Here is a 20031-nt window from a genome sequence, read left to right as displayed (position 1 = left end):
ATCTAAAAATGGGCAAGTGACGACTTATGACCACACGCGATGTTCTCTCTACCGACCGCACCGAATTCAAACCGGCGATCAGCGCTGGCGTGGTGCCCGCCGGCCTTCTTCAACAGCTGCATGCGGTGGTCGGTGAGGGCGGCATGCTCACGGGCGAAGACGTCAGTTCACGCCATCCGGGTGTGTTCATGGCACGCATCGAGGCAGATGCCATCCTGCGCCCCACGACCTCAGAGCAAGTGTCGCAAATCCTTGCCTTGTGCAACGCCGCGCGCCAGCCGGTGGTGGTGCAGGGCGGGATGTCCGGCTGGGTGCGGGCCACGCAGACTCGGCCGGGTGATGTGGTGGTGTCGCTGGAACGGATGAACCGTATCGAACACATTGACCTGGAGAACCGCACCGCCACGGTCCAGGCCGGGGTGATCCTGGAAACCTTGCAGGATCACGTGCAGCCTTCAGGCCTGAGCTTTGCCCTCGACTTGGGCGGGCGCGGGTCCTGCCAGTTGGGCGGTAACGCGGCGACCAACGCCGGCGGCGTGCGGGTGATTCGCTACGGAATGATGCGCGAGCAGATCCTTGGTATGGAAGTGGTGTTGGCCGATGGGCGCATCGTTTCGTCGCTCAACCGCATGCTTAAAAACAACACGGGCTATGACCTCAAGCAGCTGTTTATCGGCAGCGAAGGCACCCTGGGCGTGATTACCCGCCTGGTGTTGCGCCTGCGCGAATTGCCCTCGAGCAGCAACACGGCGATGGTCTGTGCTTCGCGTTTCGAGCAGTTGGCAAAACTGCTGCGGCACATGGATGGCGCCCTCGGGGGGCAGCTCAGTGCCTTCGAGATGATCGACAATAATTTTTACCGGGTGAATACCCGGCCCGGCCGCCATCAACCGCCGTTGCCGGTGGACAAGCCGTATTACGCGATCATCGAGACCCTCGGCGCCGACCAGCCGCGGGACACCGAACTGTTTGAAAAGGCCCTGGAAGCAGGTATCGAGAAAGGCCTGATCGACGACGCGGTCATCGCCCGTTCGGAGCGCGAGAAGCTGTCGATCTGGGAAATCCGCGAAGACCTTGAGCATCTGGTCAAGGATTTTCGCCCCTTCTACGCTTTTGATATTTCCCTGCCGGTGGGTGACATGGAGGCCTATATGGCCCAGGTCACCGCGCGCTTGCACCAGCGCTGGCCCGACGGCTTGATCGCGTTTCTGGGGCACGTCGGCGACGGCAACCTGCATATTGCGATTGGCGCCGGCACCGGCACCGACGATGAACGTGAACCGGTGGAGGCCTGCGTCTATGAGCCACTGGCCGCGTACCAGGGGTCGGTGTCGGCCGAGCATGGGATCGGCCTGGAGAAAAAACACTGGTTCCCCATCAGCCGCACGCCTATCGAGCGCGCGTTGATGCAGAACCTGAAAAACCTACTCGATCCCAACGGCATCCTCAACCCCGGCAAGATCTTCGACACCGAGCCTGGCTCGGCGGCGGGCGAGCAAGCGCCATGACTCGCCTCCAACCCTTGCGCCTGCACGGTTACGCCGTCAGCAACTACTTCAATATTGCCCACGCCGCGTTGATCGAGACCGCAACGCCGTTTGAACTGGTGACTACCCGGGCCAGCCAGCAGGCGGAGTTCCTGGCAATCAGCCCGATGGGCAAAATTCCGGTGCTGCACACCCCTGCCGGCTGGATCGGCGAGACCGTGGCGATCCTGGGCTATATCGAAGACTGCCTGCCAATGCCGACCTTGCACGCTGTCGATCCGTTCCAGCGTGCCCGTGAGCGCCAGGTCATCAACGTGGTGCAGTTGTATGTCGAGGCACCTGTACGTTCATTGTTCCCCGGCGTATTCATGGGCGCCAATAACAGCCCCGTGAGCGTTGCGGCAGCACGTATCACCCTCGACCGCGCCGTCGTTGCCTTGCGCCACCTCGTCGCCCCGGGGCCGTTTCTGATGGGCGCGGCCCTCAGCTATGCCGACCTGTTCGCGTTCTATTGCCTGGACATCGCCGAGCGCGTCAGTGGCTTCGTCTACCGCCGCTCAATTCTGGCCGAACTGGGCTTGCAAGGCTGGTTCGCACAGATGGCCCAGCGTGACAGCACCCAGACGGTGCTGGCGTTGTTCGAGGACGCCTTCGGGCAATACCTCAAGGAAAAAAATGCGACTTACCGCTTTCGACCTGTGGGTTACCGAACTCGGACCCCAGCCATTGAGCAGCGGCCCGCCTGATACACCCACGATTGAATGGGACATAAAAAATGCGTGACGTGAAGCTTGAGGATAAATACACCGCCGATACCGGCACGGTACTGATGACCGGGACCCAGGCGCTGGTACGCGTGCCGATGCTGCAGCGCGAGCTGGACCGCCGTGCCGGGCTGAATACGGCGGGTTTCATTTCCGGCTATCGCGGCTCACCCCTGGGCTCGTTCGATCTGGAGCTGTGGCGCGTCAAAAAGCTGCTCGACAGCCATGACATTCTGTTCCAGCCCGGCGTCAACGAAGACCTGGCCGCTACCGCCGTGTGGGGCACCCAGATGCTGGCCTCCACGCCGCTGCCGAACAAGGACGGGGTGTTTGCCATCTGGTATGGCAAGGGGCCTGGGGTAGACCGTTCCGGCGACCCGCTCAAGCATGGCAACGTCTGCGGCACCCACCCTCATGGGGGGGTGCTGGTGGTGGCGGGCGATGACCATTCCGGCAAGTCCTCAACCCTGGCGCACCAGAGTGAAGTGGCGCTGATGCACTGCAATATCCCGGTATTTGCCCCGTCGAATGTCGAGGACGTGATTCGCCTGGGTTTGCTGGGCTTTGCCATGTCGCGCTACACCGGCCTGTATACCGGTTTCAAAATGTGCAACGAAACCCTTGAGCAGACCATGACCCTGGACATCCAGGCGGCGGTGGTCACCCCGGTGCTGCCGCCGTATGGCGAGCTGCCGGCGAAGGGCATCCATAACGTTTCATCGCACATCGACCGCCAACAATCGGAAGTGGTGGTCAAGCGCTACCGTTGGCCGCTGGTGGCAAAATTCGTGCGCGCCAACCGTATCGATCAGGTACGCATCGACGCGCCGCAGCGTTGCCTGGGCATCGTGTCCACCGGCAAGGCGGTGCAGGATGTAATTCAGGCACTGGACATGCTCGGGCTGGATGCCGACAGCGCCGCGGCCCTGGGTATCTCGTTCTACAAATTGGGCTGCATGTACCCGGTGGAGCGCGAGGGCCTGGCCGAGTTCGCCGCAGGCCAGCGCGAATTACTGTTTATCGAGGAAAAGGATGGCCTGGTGGAAGCCCAGGCCAAGGCGATCCTTTATGGCCTGCAGGATGCCCCGCTGATCGTCGGCAAACTCGACGAAGACGGCGTGTTCATGATCCCGTCGGACATCCAGCTTGAGCCGATGCAATTGGCGGTGGTGATCGCCGAACGCCTGCGCCGGCTGGGCAAGTTGGACGAGACCCTGGCCGCCACCAGTTCCCACATGAGCCGTGAACTGGCGCGGGTTGACAGCATGGACCCGGCACAAGCCTCACGTTCGCCGTACTTCTGCTCGGGTTGCCCGCACAACACCGGTACGCGTACGGTCGAGGGCAGCATCGCTGCAGGTGGCATCGGCTGCCACGCCATGGCCATGTACAGCGGCCCGGCGATGCTGCCCAACACGCAAATGGGCGGCGAGGGCGGGCACTGGTACAGCCTGGCGCATTTTTCCGATACGCCGCATATCTTCCAGAACATGGGCGACGGCACCTATTACCACTCCGGCTTGCTGGCGGTGCGCGGAGCCGTGGCCGCCAAGGTCAACATGACCTTTCGCATCCTGTTCAATGACGCCGTCGCCATGACCGGTGGCCAACCGGTGGACGGCCCGCTGACCCCCGGCGACATCACGCGCCAGGTCCTTGCCGAAGGCGTGGTGCGCTGCGTCGTGGTCACCGACAGCCCAGCCAGCTACAACAGCCAAAGCGGCCTCGGCGAGGGCGTGAGCGTGCACCATCGCGACACCTATGAAACCGTGCAAAAAGAGCTGCGGGACGTTAAGGGTGTGACCGTCATCGTCTACGAGCAGACCTGCGCCGCCGAGAAGCGCCGCCGGCGCAAACGCGGCAAATTCCTCAACCCGGCCAAGCGCATGTTTATCAACTCGGACGTGTGCGAGGGCTGTGGCGATTGCTCGGTGCAGTCCAACTGCGTGAGCGTGGGGCCCAAGGAAACCGAAGTGGGGCGCAAGCGCGAGATCGACCAATCCAACTGCAACAAGGACTACAGCTGCGTCAAAGGCTTTTGCCCAAGCTTTATCACCGTGCTGGATGCCGAACCACGCAAGCCGAAAAAGTCCAGTCGCGTGGGCGAGTTGATCCTGGGCCTGCCGGAACCCCGGCAGGTGGCGTTGAGTGGCGCGTTCAACATCATGGTCACGGGTATCGGCGGTACAGGCGTGGTCACGGTCGGCGCCTTGCTGGCGATGGCTGCGCACCTTGAAGGCAAGGCCTGCTCTGTGTTTGACATGACCGGGTTGAGCCAGAAGAACGGCGCGGTGTATAGCCACGTGCGGATTGCCCGCGAGGCATCGCACCTTGGCGCGCAAAAGCTTGGTGTGGGCGAAGCGGACCTGGCGCTGGCCTTCGATGCGGTGGCGGGGTTGGCCAAGGAACCGATCATGACCCTCAATACCCAGCGCACGCACGTGGTGGTCAACCAGCGCGTTACGCCGACGCCGGCCTTTCAGCGCAACCCGGACTTGCACGTGGACAGTCAGCGCCTGGTCGGCCACCTGGCGCAATTGTCCAAGACGCTGCACGGCGTCGACGCCACTGGCCTGGGCCTGGCGTTGATGGGCGATACCATCGCCTCCAACCTGTTCATGCTCGGCTATGCGTGCCAGAGCGGGCTGTTGCCGGTTTCACCGCAGGCGATCGAGCGCGCGGTGGAAATCAACGCCGTGTCGGTCGAATTCAACCAGCAAGCCTTTGCCCTGGGTCGTCTGCAAGCCTGCGACCCGGCGCGTATCGATGCAGCGCTGGCCCAACAGCGTCCGTCCCTGGCGTTCACACCATTGACGGCCCTGGCGGACATTGTTGCGCACCGCACCCGTTTGCTCACCGACTACCAGAACGCCGCCTGGGCCAAGCGCTATCAGCGCCTGGTTGAGGCGGTCGGCATTGCCGAGCAACGGGTGCTGCCCAGCAGTGAGGCACTGACCGTGGCCGTGGCGCGCAACTTTGCCAAGTTGATGACCTACAAGGATGAATACGAGGTGGCGCGCCTGCATAACTCGGCGGCGTTCAAGGCGCAGCTCAAGGAGGCGTTCGAAGACGGTGCGCGTTACCGCTACAACCTGGCGCCGCCGCTGTTTGCCCGGCGCGACCCGCAAACCGGGCACCTTAAAAAACGTGAGTTCGGCCAGTGGATGGGCGCCGTCTTTGGGGTGCTGGCACGCTTCAAAGGCCTGCGCGGCAGCGCCCTGGATGTGTTCGGCTACACCGAGGAACGCAAGATGGAGCGCCGCCTGATCACCCATTACGAACAGCAGATGGTTGCGTTGATCGAGCACCTGACGCCCGTCAACCATTCCATAGCGATTCAGATTGCCTCGTTGCCGGGGCAGATCCGCGGCTTTGGCCACGTCAAAGAGGCGAATGTTGAAAAGGTCCGTGGGCTGGAAGCGCAGTTGCTCACGCAGTTCCACAACCCGTCGGTGGGCCAGCCCATCCAGTTTATCCCTGTGCGCCAGCTCTCGCCGCAGGAGCAGTTAAACCAAGCCGGTTAACCAGAATCGCAGGTGTTGCGCGGTGTCGCGTGGGCAGTCGTGAAGGGCCTGCCTGCGCGCACAAAACTAAAAATGACATCAAATAATAAGTCCAAAAGGATGTGTCATGAATACTAAAACCAAGCGTGGAACGTTACCGTCTCTGAAGTTCTTGACCCTGGTATTGGCCAATATCGGGGTGATGCATCAGGTTCAGGCGATGGACCTCGATACCGGCGAGAACTGGGACACCAGCCTCAATACCACCTTGCAATACACCATGGGTTGGCGAACCCAGGGGCGTAATGCCGGGGTAGCCAACAACCCGTCCTACGACGAAGGCGATTACAAATTCGACAAGGGCGACATGGTCACCAACCGTGTCAATGCCCTGGTAGAGCTGCAAGGTATCTACCAGCAGAACCTCGGTTATCGGCTGTCGGGCTCGGCCTGGAAAGACTTCGCCTACGACGATCACGTGGAGTCCAACCCGGCGTTTGCCGATATCACCAGCTACAGTAACAGCCGCTATTCCAGCACCACTAAAAAGTACAGCATGCGCGGCGCCGAGTTGCTCGACGCGTTCATGTTCTACAACACCGACATGGACCAGACCCCGGTGTACCTCAAGGCTGGGCGCTTTACCCAGTATTGGGGTAATGCGTTTTTCTTCGGGTTCTCCAACATCGGCTATTCGCAGCACCCGATCGATTACCAGAAGTCGTTCACATCGCCCGGCACCGAGGTCAAGGAGCTGTTCCTGCCACGTACGCAATTGATGGCGACCGCGGACCTCACACCGGAGCTGTCGGTCACCGGCCAGTACTTCCTGGAGTTTCGCCCCAACCGGTTCCCCGAAGGGGGTACTTACCTGGGGCCGTTCGACTTCCTCTATGCGGGGCCGAACCAGGCGCTGTCGTTGGGTGGGCCGTTTGATGCCGGGCATGAAAACAAACCCAAAGACATCAACAATAACTTTGGGGTCAAGGTGTCGTGGTCGCCGGAATGGGCGCATGGCGACCTCGGTTTCTACTACCGCCAGTTCGACGAAGTGCAGCCGTTGGCGTTGGTCGACCTGTACTCCGGTGGTGGCGGCAGCGTGCATCAGGAGTTCGTGCGAAACGCCAAGCTCTACGGCTTCAGCTACGAGGTCAACCTGGGCCCGGTGAGTACCGGCATGGAACTCTCCTACCGCCAGGACACTGGCCTTGCCAGTGCCTTGCTCAACGGCCAACCCGATACCCCGTACAACAAGGGCGCCACCGGCGACATCGCCAACTTTATCCTCAACGGCGTGTACACCCTGGGTAAAACCCCGCTGTGGGACACCGGTGCGCTGGTGGCTGAACTCTCGTACACGCGCCTGGTAAAGGTCACTGACAACAAAGAGGTCTACAACGGCATCGGCTATGCCGGCTGCGCCGGCGGCTCCAAAAGCGACGGGTGCGCCACGCGTAATGCACTGGGTGTCGCAGTGTCTTTCGAGCCGCAGTGGTTGCAGGTGTTCCCCAGCATTGACCTGAGCGCACCGATGTCCCTGACCTACGGCGCCAACGGCAACCCGGCCTACAACGGCGGCGCGTTCTACGCCGAAGGCACGCAGATCTATTCAGTGGGCATGCGCGCCACGTATCGCCAAACCCATTCCGCCACCCTGCAATACAACGGTTACCACTGGAACGCCAAGCACAAAGACACCGATTTCGGCGGCGGCATGGCGTACAGCGGTGGCAACGGCGCCATCGGGCTGAATGACAAAGGTTGGATCGAGTTGCAGCTCAAGACGTCCTTTTAAGAGTTCTCGGGAGAATAACAATGAAAAAGCTGAAGAAAATCTATCTGTCCGGCTTGACCCTGGCCATCACGCTGCTTGCGGCGCAGACCGGTTATGCCGCGGTTCCTGCCGAGGAAGCCAAGGTGCTGGGCACGACGTTGACCAAGTTCGGCGCCAGTGCCGGCGCGAGCAAGGACGGTGCGATACCGGCCTATGACGGCGGCTTGAAAACCCCGCCCAAGGTCGGTGCCAACAACTACCCGGACCCGTTCGCCGGCGAGAAACCGCTGTACACCATCCAGCAATCGAACATGGCCCAATACAAGGACCAACTGGGCCCGGGCAGCATTGCGTTGCTGGAGCGTTTCCCTGACTACAAGATCGACGTGTATCCGACGCATCGCACCATGGCATACCCGGACTGGTTCCTGGACAACACCGTGAAAAACGCCACCACCGCCACCGTCGGCGGAGCCGTCGAGGGTGACAAGGTCGCGGGCGCCGCAGCCGATGGCCTGCCGTACCAGGGCATTCCTTTCCCGGTACCGAAAACCGGCTACGAGGTGCTGTGGAATCACTTCTTCCGCTACGCGCCACCGATCTCGCGCCTGCGCTCCAGCAACTGGCTGGTAGACAGCAACGGCAGCCAGAACCCGCTGCCCGGGATCGACGCGGCTTACCTGCACCCCTGGTCGGAAAAGACCGGCGAACTGCGCAAGAAAACCTTCGATTCGATGTTTGGCTTCTGGACCACGCTGTTCTCGCCACCGACCTCGGCGGGCACCCAGTTCCTCAACTACTACCTGCCCGATGCCACCGATATTTCCAAGGTCTGGTTCTACACCCCGGGGCAGCGCCGCGTGCGTCGCGCGCCGGAGTTCACCTACGACACGCCGATGGGCAGCTACGCCGGGGTGATTGTCTGGGATGAACCGTTCGGCTTCGTCGGGCGCATGGACCGCTTCAACATGAAGTTGATCGGCAAAAAGGAAATGATCGTTCCCTACAACGTATTCGGCGTGACCAACCAGAGCACCTCCACGGAAATTCTCGGCAAGCAGTTCATCAAGCCGCAATACATGCGCTGGGAAAAACGCAACGTGTGGGTAGTGGAAGCTGACCGCAAGCCGGATGCACGGCACGCCTACAGCAAGCGCAACTTGTATGTCGAAGAAGACTGCTGGTGCCTGGTCGGTACAGAGTCCTACGACGATGGCGGCAAGATCTGGCGCGTATCGCAGATCCTCAACTTCCCAACCTGGGACATCGGCGGCATGAACAGCGACACCTGGATGTTCCAGGACTTGCGTAAAGGCAACTACATCATCATCAACGCCGGTCGTACCGAACCGGGCAACTACGTCAGAAGTTTCGGCAGCGACGAGAAGCTCAACCTCCCGCTCAACCCCAAGGCGCTGCAGAGTTCCAGCGCACGCTAGCGGCCGGCAACCCGCAGGGTGACAAGCCCTGCGGGCGTGCCTGAAGGTGACAGATGATGAACCAATTCAATGCAATCAAGCTTCGGGCGGGCTGCTTCGCCACGGGGCTGCTATGTGCCACGTTGACGCTACCGGCCGGTGCGGCATTCCTCGACCCCCTGGACCTGCCAGCCAGGCCTATGGAAAACCTGCAATCGCGCCCGCTACAGGCGGTGGCCAAGGCGGGCGAGCGGTTGGTCGCGGTCGGTTTGCGCGGCTTGATCATGACTTCCGATGACCACGGTGAAACGTGGCAGCAAAGCACGGTGCCGGTGCAGGACGACTTGGTTGCGGTACGGTTTCCGACCGCCACCGACGGTTGGGTTGTGGGGCACGATGGCGTGATCCTGCACAGCCAGGACGCCGGGCAAACCTGGGAGAAACAGTTCGACGGCCGCGCGGCCAAAGATCTTTTCACCCGTCATTACCAGCCCCTGGCCGACAGCGGCGATGCCGATGCCCAAGCGGCGCTGGCGTTGATCGAGCGCAATTACAAAGTCGGCCCGGCCTTGCCGTTGCTCGACCTGTGGTTTGAAGACGCGCAGCAAGGCTATGCGGTGGGCTCGTTCGGCATGTTGCTGAAGACGCTTGACGGCGGCCGCACCTGGCTGCCGTGGCTGGAACACATCGACAACCCGGACGTGCTCAATTTGAACGCGATCACCGGTATCAATGGCCAGCTGTACATCGCCGCCGAGAGCGGCACGGTGTATCGCCTCAACCGCGCCACCCAGCGCTTTGACACGCTTGCCACGGGTTACGACGGCAGCTTTTTCGGCCTGGCTTGCCAGGGCCAGACGGTATTGGCTTTTGGTCTGGTGGGGACGGTGTATCGCAGTGAGGACCAGGGAGACACCTGGGCACCGCTGGACACACCCTCCGAGGCGATTATTACCGCCGGTTTGGCGTTGCCCGACGGCCAGCAGTTCGTGCTGGTCAACGCCGCAGGGGACCTGCTGACGGGCATCCAGCAGGGGCCGGCAATGGCCCTGCACAAGACCGCAAGGCCTGCGCGCTACACCGGCATCCTGGCGCTGGGCGACGGCCGCTTCCTGATGAGCAGCCTGGAAGGTATCCGCACCGAGACGCCGTCTGACTCGACGGCGCAACGGTAACTTCACGTGAATCGATTTGGAATGCACAGCTGATGGCACACTCTCCCGGTCAAAGCGACGGCATGCCGATTACGTCCAATCTCAAGGATTTCGACACGGCCTCCGGAACGCGCACTGAGCGCCTGATCTTCAATCATCGGCGGCTGCTGATCGCCATTTGTATCCTGCTGACCCTGGGCCTGGGCTTTTTGTCGGCGCGGCTGCAAGTCAAGGCCAGCTTTGAAGACATGATGCCGCAGTCCCATCCCTTCGTTAAAAACTACCTTGAACACGCCAGTTCGCTGCGCAGCCTGGGCAACTCGGTGCGCATTGTCGTCACCAACCGTGACGGCGACATCTACGACCCGGCGTACCTGCAAACCCTGCGCGAGATCAACGACAAGGTTTACCTGTACCCAGGCGTCGACCGCGCGTTCGTCAAGTCGCTATGGATGCCGGTGGTGCGCTGGAACGAAATCACCGCCGATGGCTTCCAGGGCGGCCCGGTGATGCCCATCGGTTTCGACGGCTCGGCGGCCAGCGTAGAAGCGCTGCGGTTCAACGTGCGGCGCTCGGGCATTACCGGCTCGCTGGTGGGCAATGACCAGAAGTCCTCGATGATTTTCCTGCCGTTGATCGACAAGGATGCGGTCACGGGCGAAGCCTTCGACTACAAGGCTTTTCGCGACCAGATCGAAACCCTGCGCGGTGACTTCAAACAGCGTGGCGTGGATATCCAGGTGATCGGTTTTGCGCAATTGATCGGCGATTTGATCGACGGGCTCAACCAGGTGTTGGTGTATTTCCTGATCGCCGTTGTCACTGCGACCCTGTTTATCCTGTTCTACACCCGCTGCTGGCGCAGTACCTTGCTGGTGACCGGGTGCTCCATCGTCGCGGTGGTCTGGCAGATGGGCTTGATGCAAGCCTTCGGTTTTGTGCTCGACCCGTATTCGATCCTGGTGCCCTTCCTGATCTTTGCCATCGGCGTTTCCCACGGTGCGCAAAAGATGAACGGGGTGATGCAGGACATCGGGCGTGGTACCCACAAATACATCGCCGCGCGCTTCACCTTCCGGCGCCTGTTCCTGGCCGGGATGACCGCGCTGCTGGCCGATGCCGTGGGGTTTGCAGTACTGGCGGTAATTGATATCCCGGTGATCTGTGGCCTGGCGGCAGCAGCCAGTATTGGTGTGGCTGTGCTGATCTTCACCAACCTGATTCTGTTGCCGGTGTTGCTGTCGTTCACCGGCGTCAGTGCTGCCTCTGCGGCACGCAGCCAGCGCCGGCTGGAGGGCACGCACCCATTACTGGTGTGGCTCAGCAGGTTTGCCGACAAGCGCCGCGCGGTATGGGTGATCGTGGCGACGGTGGTACTTACGGCGGGCGGCTGGATGGTCGCACTCAACATCAAGATCGGCGACCTCCACCCCGGCGCACCGGAGCTGCGCGCCGACTCGACCTATAACAAGGACAACGCCTACATCAGCGGCCACTACCAACTGTCCAGCGATCAGTTCGCGGTCATCGTGGCCACGCCGCCCCAAGGCCTGATCAACTATGAAACCCTGTTGGAAATGGACCGTTTGGAGCAGGTCCTGCGTGACTTGCCCGGGGTGCAAACCACTGTGTCGGCGGCCACCCTGGCGCGGGCCTACACCAAGGTGGGCTTCGAAGGTTCATTGAAGTGGGAAAGCATCAACCGCGACCCGTTTGTGCTGCAGGACGCGATGAACCTGGTGTCTGCCACCAGCCCGGAGATGTTCAACGACGCCCGTTCGGTGGCGCCGATCATTGCGTTTCTCAGCGATCACAAGGCCGAGACCCTGACCCGGGTGGTCACCGCCGTCGAGGCGTTTGCCAAGGCGCATAACACCGACGAGCGCCAGTTCCTGTTGGCAGCCGGCACCTCGGGCATTGATGCCGCGACCAACATTGCGGTGGAACACGCCAACCGCACGATGTTGTTGTACGTGTACGCAGCGGTGATCCTGTTGTGCTTCATCACCTTTCGCAGCTGGCGCGCGGTGATCGTCGCGGTGGTGCCACTGGTGGTCACCACCATCCTGTGTGAAGCGCTGATGGTGATGCTGGGCATCGGCGTCAAGGTCGCGACCTTGCCGGTGACGGCGCTGGGGGTCGGGATCGGCGTGGACTATTCGTTGTACCTGCTGACCATCCACCTCTATCACCAGCGACAGGGCGCCTCGATTCGGGAAGCCTACCTCGCCGCGTTGTCCTCCACCGGCAAGGTCGTGGCCTTGATCGGTGTAACGCTGTCGGCCGGGGTCATCACCTGGGCCTGGTCACCGATCAAGTTCCAGGCCGACATGGGCATCCTGCTGGCGTTCATGTTCCTGTGGAACATGCTCGGTGCGCTGATCCTGGTACCGAGCCTGGCCGCGTTCCTGTTGCCGCAGTCGCGGATGACCCGCCAAGGCGGGCAAACCGATCAAACCGATGTGCTCAAGACCCAGGCCAGGCGCCCGCCGCCCATGCCGGCGCAGGCGGCCCGCAAGCCGCCCGCCGTGCGGGCGGGCTAAGGCACAGCCAGTACCAATCACCCCAACAATAATCACAAAAGGGCAGGGCGCGTGATGCACGACACTATCTTGCGAGACACCACTGTATTCCGGGTCTGGCGCCTTTGCGCCTGGGCCGGGCCGGTTTATCTGGTCGGGCTGGTTGCCTTCTGGGGGCTGCTCGCCGGCTTCCTGCCGGCGCCACCGCAGTATTTGAATGCGCAGCAGATCAGCGAGTTTTTCCTGGCCAATAACCTGAAGATCCGTGCCGGCATGGTCGGCACCTTGTTTGTTGCACCGCTGTATTACGTGTGGAGTCTGGTGATTTCCGCCGTGATCAAAAAGATCGAAGGCCCGGACGGCTTGCTGGCGCAACTGGAGTTCGTCGGCGGTATTGCAACGGCCTTCGTCACCCTGGGGTTTTCGATCATGTGGTTGACCGCCAGTGTGCGAACCAGCCTGCGTTCGCCCCAGGACATACAGCTGTTGAGCGACATCGGCTGGTTCATCTTCGACACCACGATCATGGTCACCGCGATCCAGATGTGCGCCTTCGGTGGGGCCATTTTCATGGACCGGCGCACGCAGCCCTTGCTGCCCAAGTGGCTGGGCTGGGCGACCTTCGCGATTGCCGCGACGTTTATCGCGGCGTACATCATGCCGTTTGTCGAAGACGGGCCTTTTGCCTGGCATGGGTTGATCACCTACTGGGTGGTACTCAGCAGCTTCTTTGCCTGGATGGTACTGACCAGCATTCTGCTGTTTCCGGCCATCCGCCAGGTCGAGCAGGAATCTTTGGCCTAACCCGCAGGTGCCGTGATGAATAGGACCCGTGTGTTACCCGGCGTGCCGGGGATCTGGATTTTCATTCTGCTGGACATGCTGTTTTTCAGCGTTCTGTTTTTGGCCTATGGCATGGAAAGGGCCAGGCAACCCCAATTGTTTGCCGCCGCCCAGGCGCAACTGAACGTGGCCCTTGGCCTGTGCAACATGCTGGTGCTGTTGACCAGCTCCTGGCTGGTTGCGCAGGCCGTGCATGCCATTCGCCTGGGGCGCACGCGCGCCGGCAAGCGCCTGTTGGTCGCGGCGCTGTGCTGTGCGCTGGTGTTTGCCGCGGTCAAGCTGGTGGAGTACGGGCAGGAGTTTTCCAGGGGTATCACGCCGCTGACCGACAGCTTCTTCACGTTGTATTTCAGCCTGACATTTTTTCATTTTCTGCATGTACTGGCGGGTAGCGTGGTGTTGGCCATCCTGGCGCGCAACACCGGCCTGTGTGCCTACGACAGCGGACGAACCTCGGGCCTGGAAACAGGCGCCACCTATTGGCACATGGTCGACCTCATCTGGATCATGCTTTTTCCACTTCTGTACCTGGCGAAGTAACCCATGGAACTGTTCTTCAACCGTCTAGGCGCCGTGTGGCTGGCGCTGATGCTCGCCACGGCGGGCGGCGCCTGGGTTGCCGCGCTGCAGGCCGGTGAACAGTGGGCTCCGGCGGCCATCCTGGGTTTGGCGGCGCTGAAGATCGCGCTGGTCATGCTCTGGTTCATGGAGCTGTTTGGCGCCCCGCGCATTTGGCAAGCGGTGTTCGGTACCTGGTTGCTGGTGGTCAGCGCGTTATTGATCGCCAGTTTCATCCTTATCTGATTTATCTGAAAAACAACAACAGGAGATTCCCATGTTTGATCTCACGGGCAAGAACGCCATCGTCACCGGCGGTGCATCCGGTATCGGCGCTGCCACCGCGCGCCGTTTGCGCCAGGCCGGCGCGCAGGTCTGGATCGCCGACGTTACCCAGGCCAGCGAAGACGGCTGTCATTACCGGCATGTCGATGTGGCCAACGAGGCTGCTATCGCCACGCTGTGTGACGAGGTGATGGACCGCACCGGGCACCTGGACATTTACGTGAACAACGCGGCGATCTCCAGCGGGCACTTGCTGGCCGACGCGGACCTGGAGCGCTCCGAGCGGTTCTGGCGTGTCAACCAGATGGGCGTGCAAATGGGCATCAAGCACGCCGCGGCGCGCATGACGGCAGGTGGCTCGATCATCAATTTTTCATCGATCACGGCGGTGCGCGGGTTTGCCCAGTGGGGTGAATACGCCGCCACCAAGGGCGCGATCATGGCATTGACGCAAACGGCGGCGGTTGAATACGGCTCGCGCGGTATCCGGGTCAACTGCATCGCGCCCGGCATCATTGAAACGCCGATGGCCATGAGCGAAGCGCCAGATATGGTGCGTAAGAACGCCGCGGTATTTGCCTTGCTCGGCCGTATCGGCCAGCCCGAAGAGCTGGCCGCCGTGGTGCATTTTCTGGCCAGCGACGACGCCAGCTACATCACCGGGCAGATCCTCTCGGTAGACGGTGGCTGGAGCACGGGCACATCGATCAGGGGGATTGAACTGGCGTTGGCGACTTGAAGGGTTGAACGTCGAGCCGCATTGCGCGGCTCGACGCCTGGGTCAGCCCTGGATGTAGGCGACCTGGGTGTGGGTGTACTCGTACAGACCGTGCTTGCCATCCGCGCCGCCGATACCGGAACGACGCACCCCGGCATGGAAACCCTGGAAGGCCTCGAAGTTCTCACGGTTGACGTAGGTCTCGCCAAATTTCAGCGCACCGATGGCGTGCATCGAGCTGGCCAGGCTGCTGGTGAAGATCGACGAGCTCAGGCCGTACTCGCTGTCATTCGCGCGGGCAATGCCCTCGTCGAGGTCTTCAATGGTGTCGACCATGACCACCGGGCCAAAGATCTCGCGTTGCAGGATATGCATGTCGGCGTGGGTATTGGCGATCACCGTCGGCTTGAAAAAACAGCCGTTATCGCTGTTCAGGCCGCTGCCGCCGGTGAGGATCTGCGCGCCCTTGGCCAATGCGTCATCCACCAGCAGGCCCAGGCGCTCGACGGCAGCGCGGTTGATCACCGGGCCCATTTCGACGGGGCGGCCACCCAGGGGGTCACCGAACTGAATACTCTCGAACGCCGCCGCGAGTTTTTCGTTGAACTCGGCCTGCACGCCACGCTGTACGTAGACCCGCTCGGTGCAGTTGCAGGCCTGGCCACTGTTCAGGCTTTTAGTGGCCTTCATGGCAGCGACAGCCAGGTCGATGTTGGCATCATCGAGGATGATCGCCGGGGCCTTGCCCCCCAGTTCCAGGTTGACCTTGGTAATGTTGCGCGCGGCGTTGGCCATGATTGCTGCGCCCGCGGCTGAACTGCCGGTGAAGCTGATCATATCCACCAAGGGGTGGGCCACGAGCGCCTGGCCGACACTGGCGCCCACGCCGCCGATCAGGTTGAACACGCCGGCGGGCAATTGCGCCTGTTCGACAATACGCGCGAACTCGTAGGCGCTGTATGGGGTTTCCTCACTGGGCTTGATCACCACCGTATTGCCCGTCAGCAGGGCCGGGGCGACCTTGCGCACCACCATGAACAAGGGGAAGTTCCACGGCAGGATGCCGGCCACCACACCCATTGGGCGACGAAACAACAGAATGTTTTCCTTGGGCCGGTCACTGGCGACGATCTCACCCTCAAGCCGTCGCGCCCACTCGGCGTTGTAGTCCAGGTATTCGGCGGCCAGTGCGACCTCAAGCTCCGCCAGCGGCATGACCTTGCCTTGTTCGATGGCGATGACCTGTGCCAGGCGCGGCAGGTTCTCGCGGACCAGTTTGGCCATGCGTCGCAGGTACTGGCCGCGCTCATTGGCGGGCAGGGCGGCCCAACTGTCCTGGGCCGCGCGTGCGGCGCCAACCGCTTCGTCGACCAGTGCCGCATCACCATCGGGAATAGAACCGATCAGGCCTTGGGTCGAGGGGTTGAACACCTCGATACGTTGGCCGGAACCTGGGATAAAACGGCCATTGAGGTAATGCTGAAAAGTAAATTCAGGGCTTGTCATTTCACGCTCCGAAGCAAAGTGGTTGAGAGTGGCGGGTGATCAGTGCCGGCCAAAAAATGCGGCAGCTTGCCGGCCACGGTGATGTGTTGGCGGTTGATCTCATCGAGGTTGGCACAGCCAAGCAGGGCCAGCGTGCGCGCCGTCTCCTGGCGCAGCAGGCTGAGTACGCGTTGCACACCGGGCTGGCCGAAAGCAGCCAAACCGTAGAGGTAAGGGCGGCCGAGCATGCAGGCGCGGGCGCCCATGGCCAGCGCCTTGACGATATGGCTGCCACGCCGTACGCCGCCGTCGAGGACCACTTCCAACTGGTCACCCACGGCGTCGACAATGTTGGCGATCAGGTCCACGGTGGCGGCGGTGCCGTCAAGCTGGCGCCCGCCGTGGTTGGAAACGATGATTCCATGCACCCCGGCGGCGGCCGCGTTACGCGCATCGCTGACCGATTGCAGGCCTTTGATCACGAACGGCTTGCCCCAATGCTGCATCAGCCGTTCTACCCGCGCCCAGGTGATGTTCTGTTCCATTTTTGCGGCAAAAAAAGCCGCCAGTGTGCCCAGGTCGCCGCCATCGGGCGTGGGTACATTGGGCAGGCTGATCCCGCCACCCACCAGGTAATCCAGGCACCAGTGCGGGCGTTGGGCAAAGGACCAGAGGTTTTTCAGGTTCAGGCGCGGCGGCACGGTGAGACCATGGCGCAAGTCGCGCTCGCGGTTGCCGGCGACGATGGTGTCGACCGTCAGGCAGATCGCATCGAAACCGGCAGCCTTGCAGCGCTCGATCATGTGCAGGTTCAGCCCGTCGTCGTTGAGCAGGTACAGCTGATAAATCTTTGGCCCACTGCAGGCCTGAGCAACGGCTTCGATACTGGTGGTGCCCATGGTCGACAGGCTGTACGCCACACCGGCCCGGGCTGCTTCCCGCGCCACCGCCAACTCGCCGGCAGGGTGAAATACACGCGTCATGCCGGTGGGCGACAACAGCAGTGGCCATTCCAGCGGGCAGCCAAACACGCTGCGGCGCATGTCGACCTTGCGGATATCGTGCAGGTACTGCGGCACCAGGTCGTAGCGGGCAAAAGCCTCGGTATTGGCGCGCAGCGTCAGTTCATCGTCGGCGCCGCCTGCAATGTAGTGGAACAGCGGCGCCGGCAAGCGGCGCCGGGCCGCCGCCGCGAAATCCCCCACGTTGAAGCAGTCTTCAAGTCGGCTCATAGGCCCACCCCCTTGTTGAAGGATGAGGCTTACTGAGCCTTGAAACGTACGCGCAGTTCATGGGGCCCGCGGGCAAAGTAGGAGTCGATCCAATGCACGTCCTTGGACAGCGGCTCCAGCAGGGTCAGGCGCTTGAATACCACCTCCAGTGCTTTGCCGGCTTCCATGCGGCTCAAGTAACTGCCCAGGCAAAAGTGCGGGCCCTGGCCGAACGACATGATCGGTACGCTGACCTTGCGGTCGATATCGAACACCTCGCCGTTGGGGAACTTGCTCTCGTCACGATTGGCTGAAGCGAGCAACGGCATGATGGTGGAGCCTTTGGGAATGGCCACGCCTGCCAGCTCGGTGTCTTCGGTGGTATGCCGGAAAATCATCTGCACGGGCGGTTCAAAGCGCAGCACTTCTTCAAGCAGCGCAGGGATCAGGCTCGGGTCGTTGCGCACGCGTCGCTCCACGTCCGGGTAGCGGTGCAGCAGGGTCAACGTGCTGCCCAGCAGGTTGGTGGTGGTTTCCACGCCGCCGATCAGCAACAGCACGGCCATCGACAGCACTTGCACATGGCTGAGTTTCTCACCCTGGACATCGGCCTGGATCAAGGTCGAGATGATGTCGTTGCCAGGCTCGGCGGTGCGCAGGGCGATGATGTCTTCCATGAACGCGCGCAACTGTTCGGAATTGGCCTTGATCTGGGCCAGGCGCGGTGCGTCATAAGCGGCGCGATTGGCGGCGGCCAGGGTGTCGTCGACCCATACCTTGAACTCCGCGCGGCGTTCGGTGGGCACGCCGAGTACTTCGGAAATCACCGTCACCGGGAACAGCGCGCAAAAGTCCCAGACCCAGTCGCATTCACCTTCGTTACCGTGCTTGGCAATGATGTCGTCGATCAACTCATGCGCGATATTGTTCGCGCGTTCCTGCAGCGCCTGGATCTTGCTCGGGGTGAACGCCTTGTTGGCGATCTTGCGCAGGTGGATGTGGTTCGGCGGGTCCATGGAGATCATCGGCGGTACCTCTGGCACCGGGTCAAACTCCCCGAGCAGTGCCGGCCAGAACTGCGCCGAACTGTAGAGTTTGCCGTTCTTGAGCAGTGCATCGACCTCCTCGTAGCTGGCCACTGCGAACGCTTGCATGCCTTCGAGCCACTTCACCGGCTCATCGCGCCGCAACTGGTTGTAGAACGGATAGGGATTCTGTTTGACGTCATGGTCCAGGGGGTCGTAGGTCTTGGTGGCGATATCGCCGTCCTGGGCAGCATGTGACTGATTCATGGGTATCTCCGGCGCTGTGGACTTTTATTCTTATTTCCCGAGAGGTATCCGGGTTCGCCTCTACACGCTATGCCTTCGTTGCCACTTTGCTCAATGGCAATACGCGCCATCGCCGCACTGCCTGTGCCATTCGCTGCGCGAGCGCTGCCAAGGGGTTTGCGGGCGCAAGGGCGGCCCAACGATTGTCACGAACCGCCTGCCGCTGGCATTTAAAGCAACGGGCGGCGGCAGTGGGGGCCGTTATAAGTATCGAGCGTGAAAACGGCTTGATGATTCATCCCAGAACAATAAGAGGACACGTGTATGCACATTCTTTATGCGAACCAGGTCAACGACGAGCACCTGGACCCGCACCAGCGCGAATTCATCCGTACTTTGCGCACGCCGGCACCGCTTACCCACGTCGAAGGCGCCAGCGCCCTGGGCGGTGGCCACGCCCGCAAGAGTTTCACCACGGCGCAGGACTGGGTCACAGCGTTCTTCGAGAAGGGCGCCGATGAGGTGCTGGGTTACTACGCCGACGATTTTGTCTGGGAAGACATAGAGTTTGGCCAGACCATCACCACCAAGGAGGAGTTGTACAAAGCCTTTGTGGTGTTCAACAACTCCGGACCCGACTCCGAGTTCGGTGAGCACCTGTTTGAAGTGATCAGTTATGACGGACACACCGTGCCCGTCTCCAAAGCCACTTTGCGCGAGGCCGGTACGCCCGCCGGCTGGGCCGAGCAGGACTACCACCGGCTGACGGACAACATGCGCCTGGGCGCCGATTTCGAATACGACGAGTGGGGCTACATGCAGTGGATCTGGAAAGCCCGGCATAACGCCGATTTCTTCGGCATCCCGGCCAAAGGCAAGACCACCGTGACCCGTGGCACCACCACGCAGTTCTACCGCCACGGCAAGATCGTGCGCTGCCGTACCCACTGGAACTTTCGAGAGTTCGCGATTCAGCTGGGGTTGATCCCCCCACCAGACGAAGCCTGGCGCAACAACTGAGCCCACCGTCAACCGAGA

General features: G+C 61.7%; 15 protein-coding genes. 12 read left to right on the top strand and 3 right to left on the bottom strand.

Annotation, left to right across the window (positions count from 1 at the left end; translation table 11 throughout):
- Positions 1–26: 26 nt before the first annotated feature.
- From ACUN0G_RS32640 to ACUN0G_RS32590, 11 genes are all read left to right on the top strand, one after another.
- Positions 27–1508, top strand: a complete 1482-nt coding sequence (locus ACUN0G_RS32640; RefSeq protein WP_445575432.1) for an FAD-binding oxidoreductase — start codon at positions 27–29, stop codon at positions 1506–1508.
- On the top strand, positions 1505–2233 hold the full coding sequence (locus tag ACUN0G_RS32635; protein WP_445575431.1) for a glutathione S-transferase family protein: 729 nt from the start codon (positions 1505–1507) through the stop codon (positions 2231–2233). Before ACUN0G_RS32640 ends, ACUN0G_RS32635 begins: the two co-directional genes overlap by 4 nt.
- 29 nt (positions 2234–2262) lie before the next feature.
- Positions 2263–5775: an indolepyruvate ferredoxin oxidoreductase family protein gene (locus ACUN0G_RS32630; RefSeq protein WP_445575430.1), complete on the top strand. Its 3513-nt coding sequence runs from the start codon at positions 2263–2265 to the stop codon at positions 5773–5775.
- Positions 5776–5881: 106 nt separating this feature from the next.
- The gene (locus ACUN0G_RS32625) at positions 5882–7549 is read left to right on the top strand and encodes a DUF1302 domain-containing protein (protein WP_445575429.1); all 1668 of its coding nucleotides are present in this window, start codon (positions 5882–5884) and stop codon (positions 7547–7549) included.
- Between the two features lie 20 nt (positions 7550–7569).
- The gene (locus tag ACUN0G_RS32620; RefSeq protein ID WP_322145019.1) at positions 7570–8967 is read left to right on the top strand and encodes a DUF1329 domain-containing protein; all 1398 of its coding nucleotides are present in this window, start codon (positions 7570–7572) and stop codon (positions 8965–8967) included.
- Positions 8968–9023: 56 nt separating this feature from the next.
- A complete protein-coding gene (locus ACUN0G_RS32615; RefSeq protein ID WP_445575428.1) occupies positions 9024–10121 on the top strand; it encodes a WD40/YVTN/BNR-like repeat-containing protein in 1098 nt (365 codons plus the stop codon).
- Between the two features lie 32 nt (positions 10122–10153).
- Positions 10154–12643 carry an efflux RND transporter permease subunit gene (locus ACUN0G_RS32610; RefSeq protein ID WP_445575427.1) on the top strand — a complete coding sequence of 830 codons (2490 nt, stop codon included), beginning with the start codon at positions 10154–10156 and terminating at the stop codon, positions 12641–12643.
- Between the two features lie 54 nt (positions 12644–12697).
- Entirely contained in the window at positions 12698–13426 is a 729-nt protein-coding gene (locus ACUN0G_RS32605) for a hypothetical protein (protein WP_445575426.1), read from the top strand.
- Between the two features lie 15 nt (positions 13427–13441).
- The gene (locus tag ACUN0G_RS32600) at positions 13442–14005 is read left to right on the top strand and encodes a cytochrome c oxidase subunit 3 family protein (RefSeq protein WP_322145023.1); all 564 of its coding nucleotides are present in this window, start codon (positions 13442–13444) and stop codon (positions 14003–14005) included.
- A gap of 3 nt (positions 14006–14008) precedes the next feature.
- Positions 14009–14269, top strand: a complete 261-nt coding sequence (locus ACUN0G_RS32595; protein WP_322145024.1) for a cytochrome C oxidase subunit IV family protein — start codon at positions 14009–14011, stop codon at positions 14267–14269.
- A 31-nt stretch (positions 14270–14300) separates the two neighbouring features.
- Entirely contained in the window at positions 14301–15047 is a 747-nt protein-coding gene (locus ACUN0G_RS32590; protein WP_322145025.1) for an SDR family NAD(P)-dependent oxidoreductase, read from the top strand.
- 42 nt (positions 15048–15089) lie between these two features.
- Here the strand turns inward: ACUN0G_RS32590 and aldA are convergent, their stop codons facing one another.
- Genes aldA through ACUN0G_RS32575 form a run of 3 tightly spaced genes read right to left on the bottom strand, consistent with a single transcriptional unit; the run spans position 15090 to position 19014 of the window.
- Positions 15090–16532: an aldehyde dehydrogenase gene (gene aldA, locus ACUN0G_RS32585; RefSeq protein WP_445575425.1), complete on the bottom strand. Its 1443-nt coding sequence runs from the start codon at positions 16530–16532 to the stop codon at positions 15090–15092.
- Positions 16529–17743: an alpha-hydroxy acid oxidase gene (locus ACUN0G_RS32580; protein ID WP_445575424.1), complete on the bottom strand. Its 1215-nt coding sequence runs from the start codon at positions 17741–17743 to the stop codon at positions 16529–16531. Before ACUN0G_RS32580 ends, aldA begins: the two co-directional genes overlap by 4 nt.
- A 29-nt stretch (positions 17744–17772) precedes the next feature.
- Positions 17773–19014, bottom strand: a complete 1242-nt coding sequence (locus tag ACUN0G_RS32575; protein WP_445575423.1) for a cytochrome P450 — start codon at positions 19012–19014, stop codon at positions 17773–17775.
- Positions 19015–19317: 303 nt separating this feature from the next.
- On the opposite strand from ACUN0G_RS32575, the gene ACUN0G_RS32570 reads away from it, so the two are divergent.
- Positions 19318–20013: a hypothetical protein gene (locus ACUN0G_RS32570; RefSeq protein ID WP_445575422.1), complete on the top strand. Its 696-nt coding sequence runs from the start codon at positions 19318–19320 to the stop codon at positions 20011–20013.
- The last annotated feature ends 18 nt before the right edge of the window (positions 20014–20031 follow it).

This window comes from Pseudomonas sp. 32A (assembly GCF_052682255.1).
Note: the sequence above shows the minus strand (reverse complement) of the source record. Positions and strands in the feature narration are given on the sequence as shown.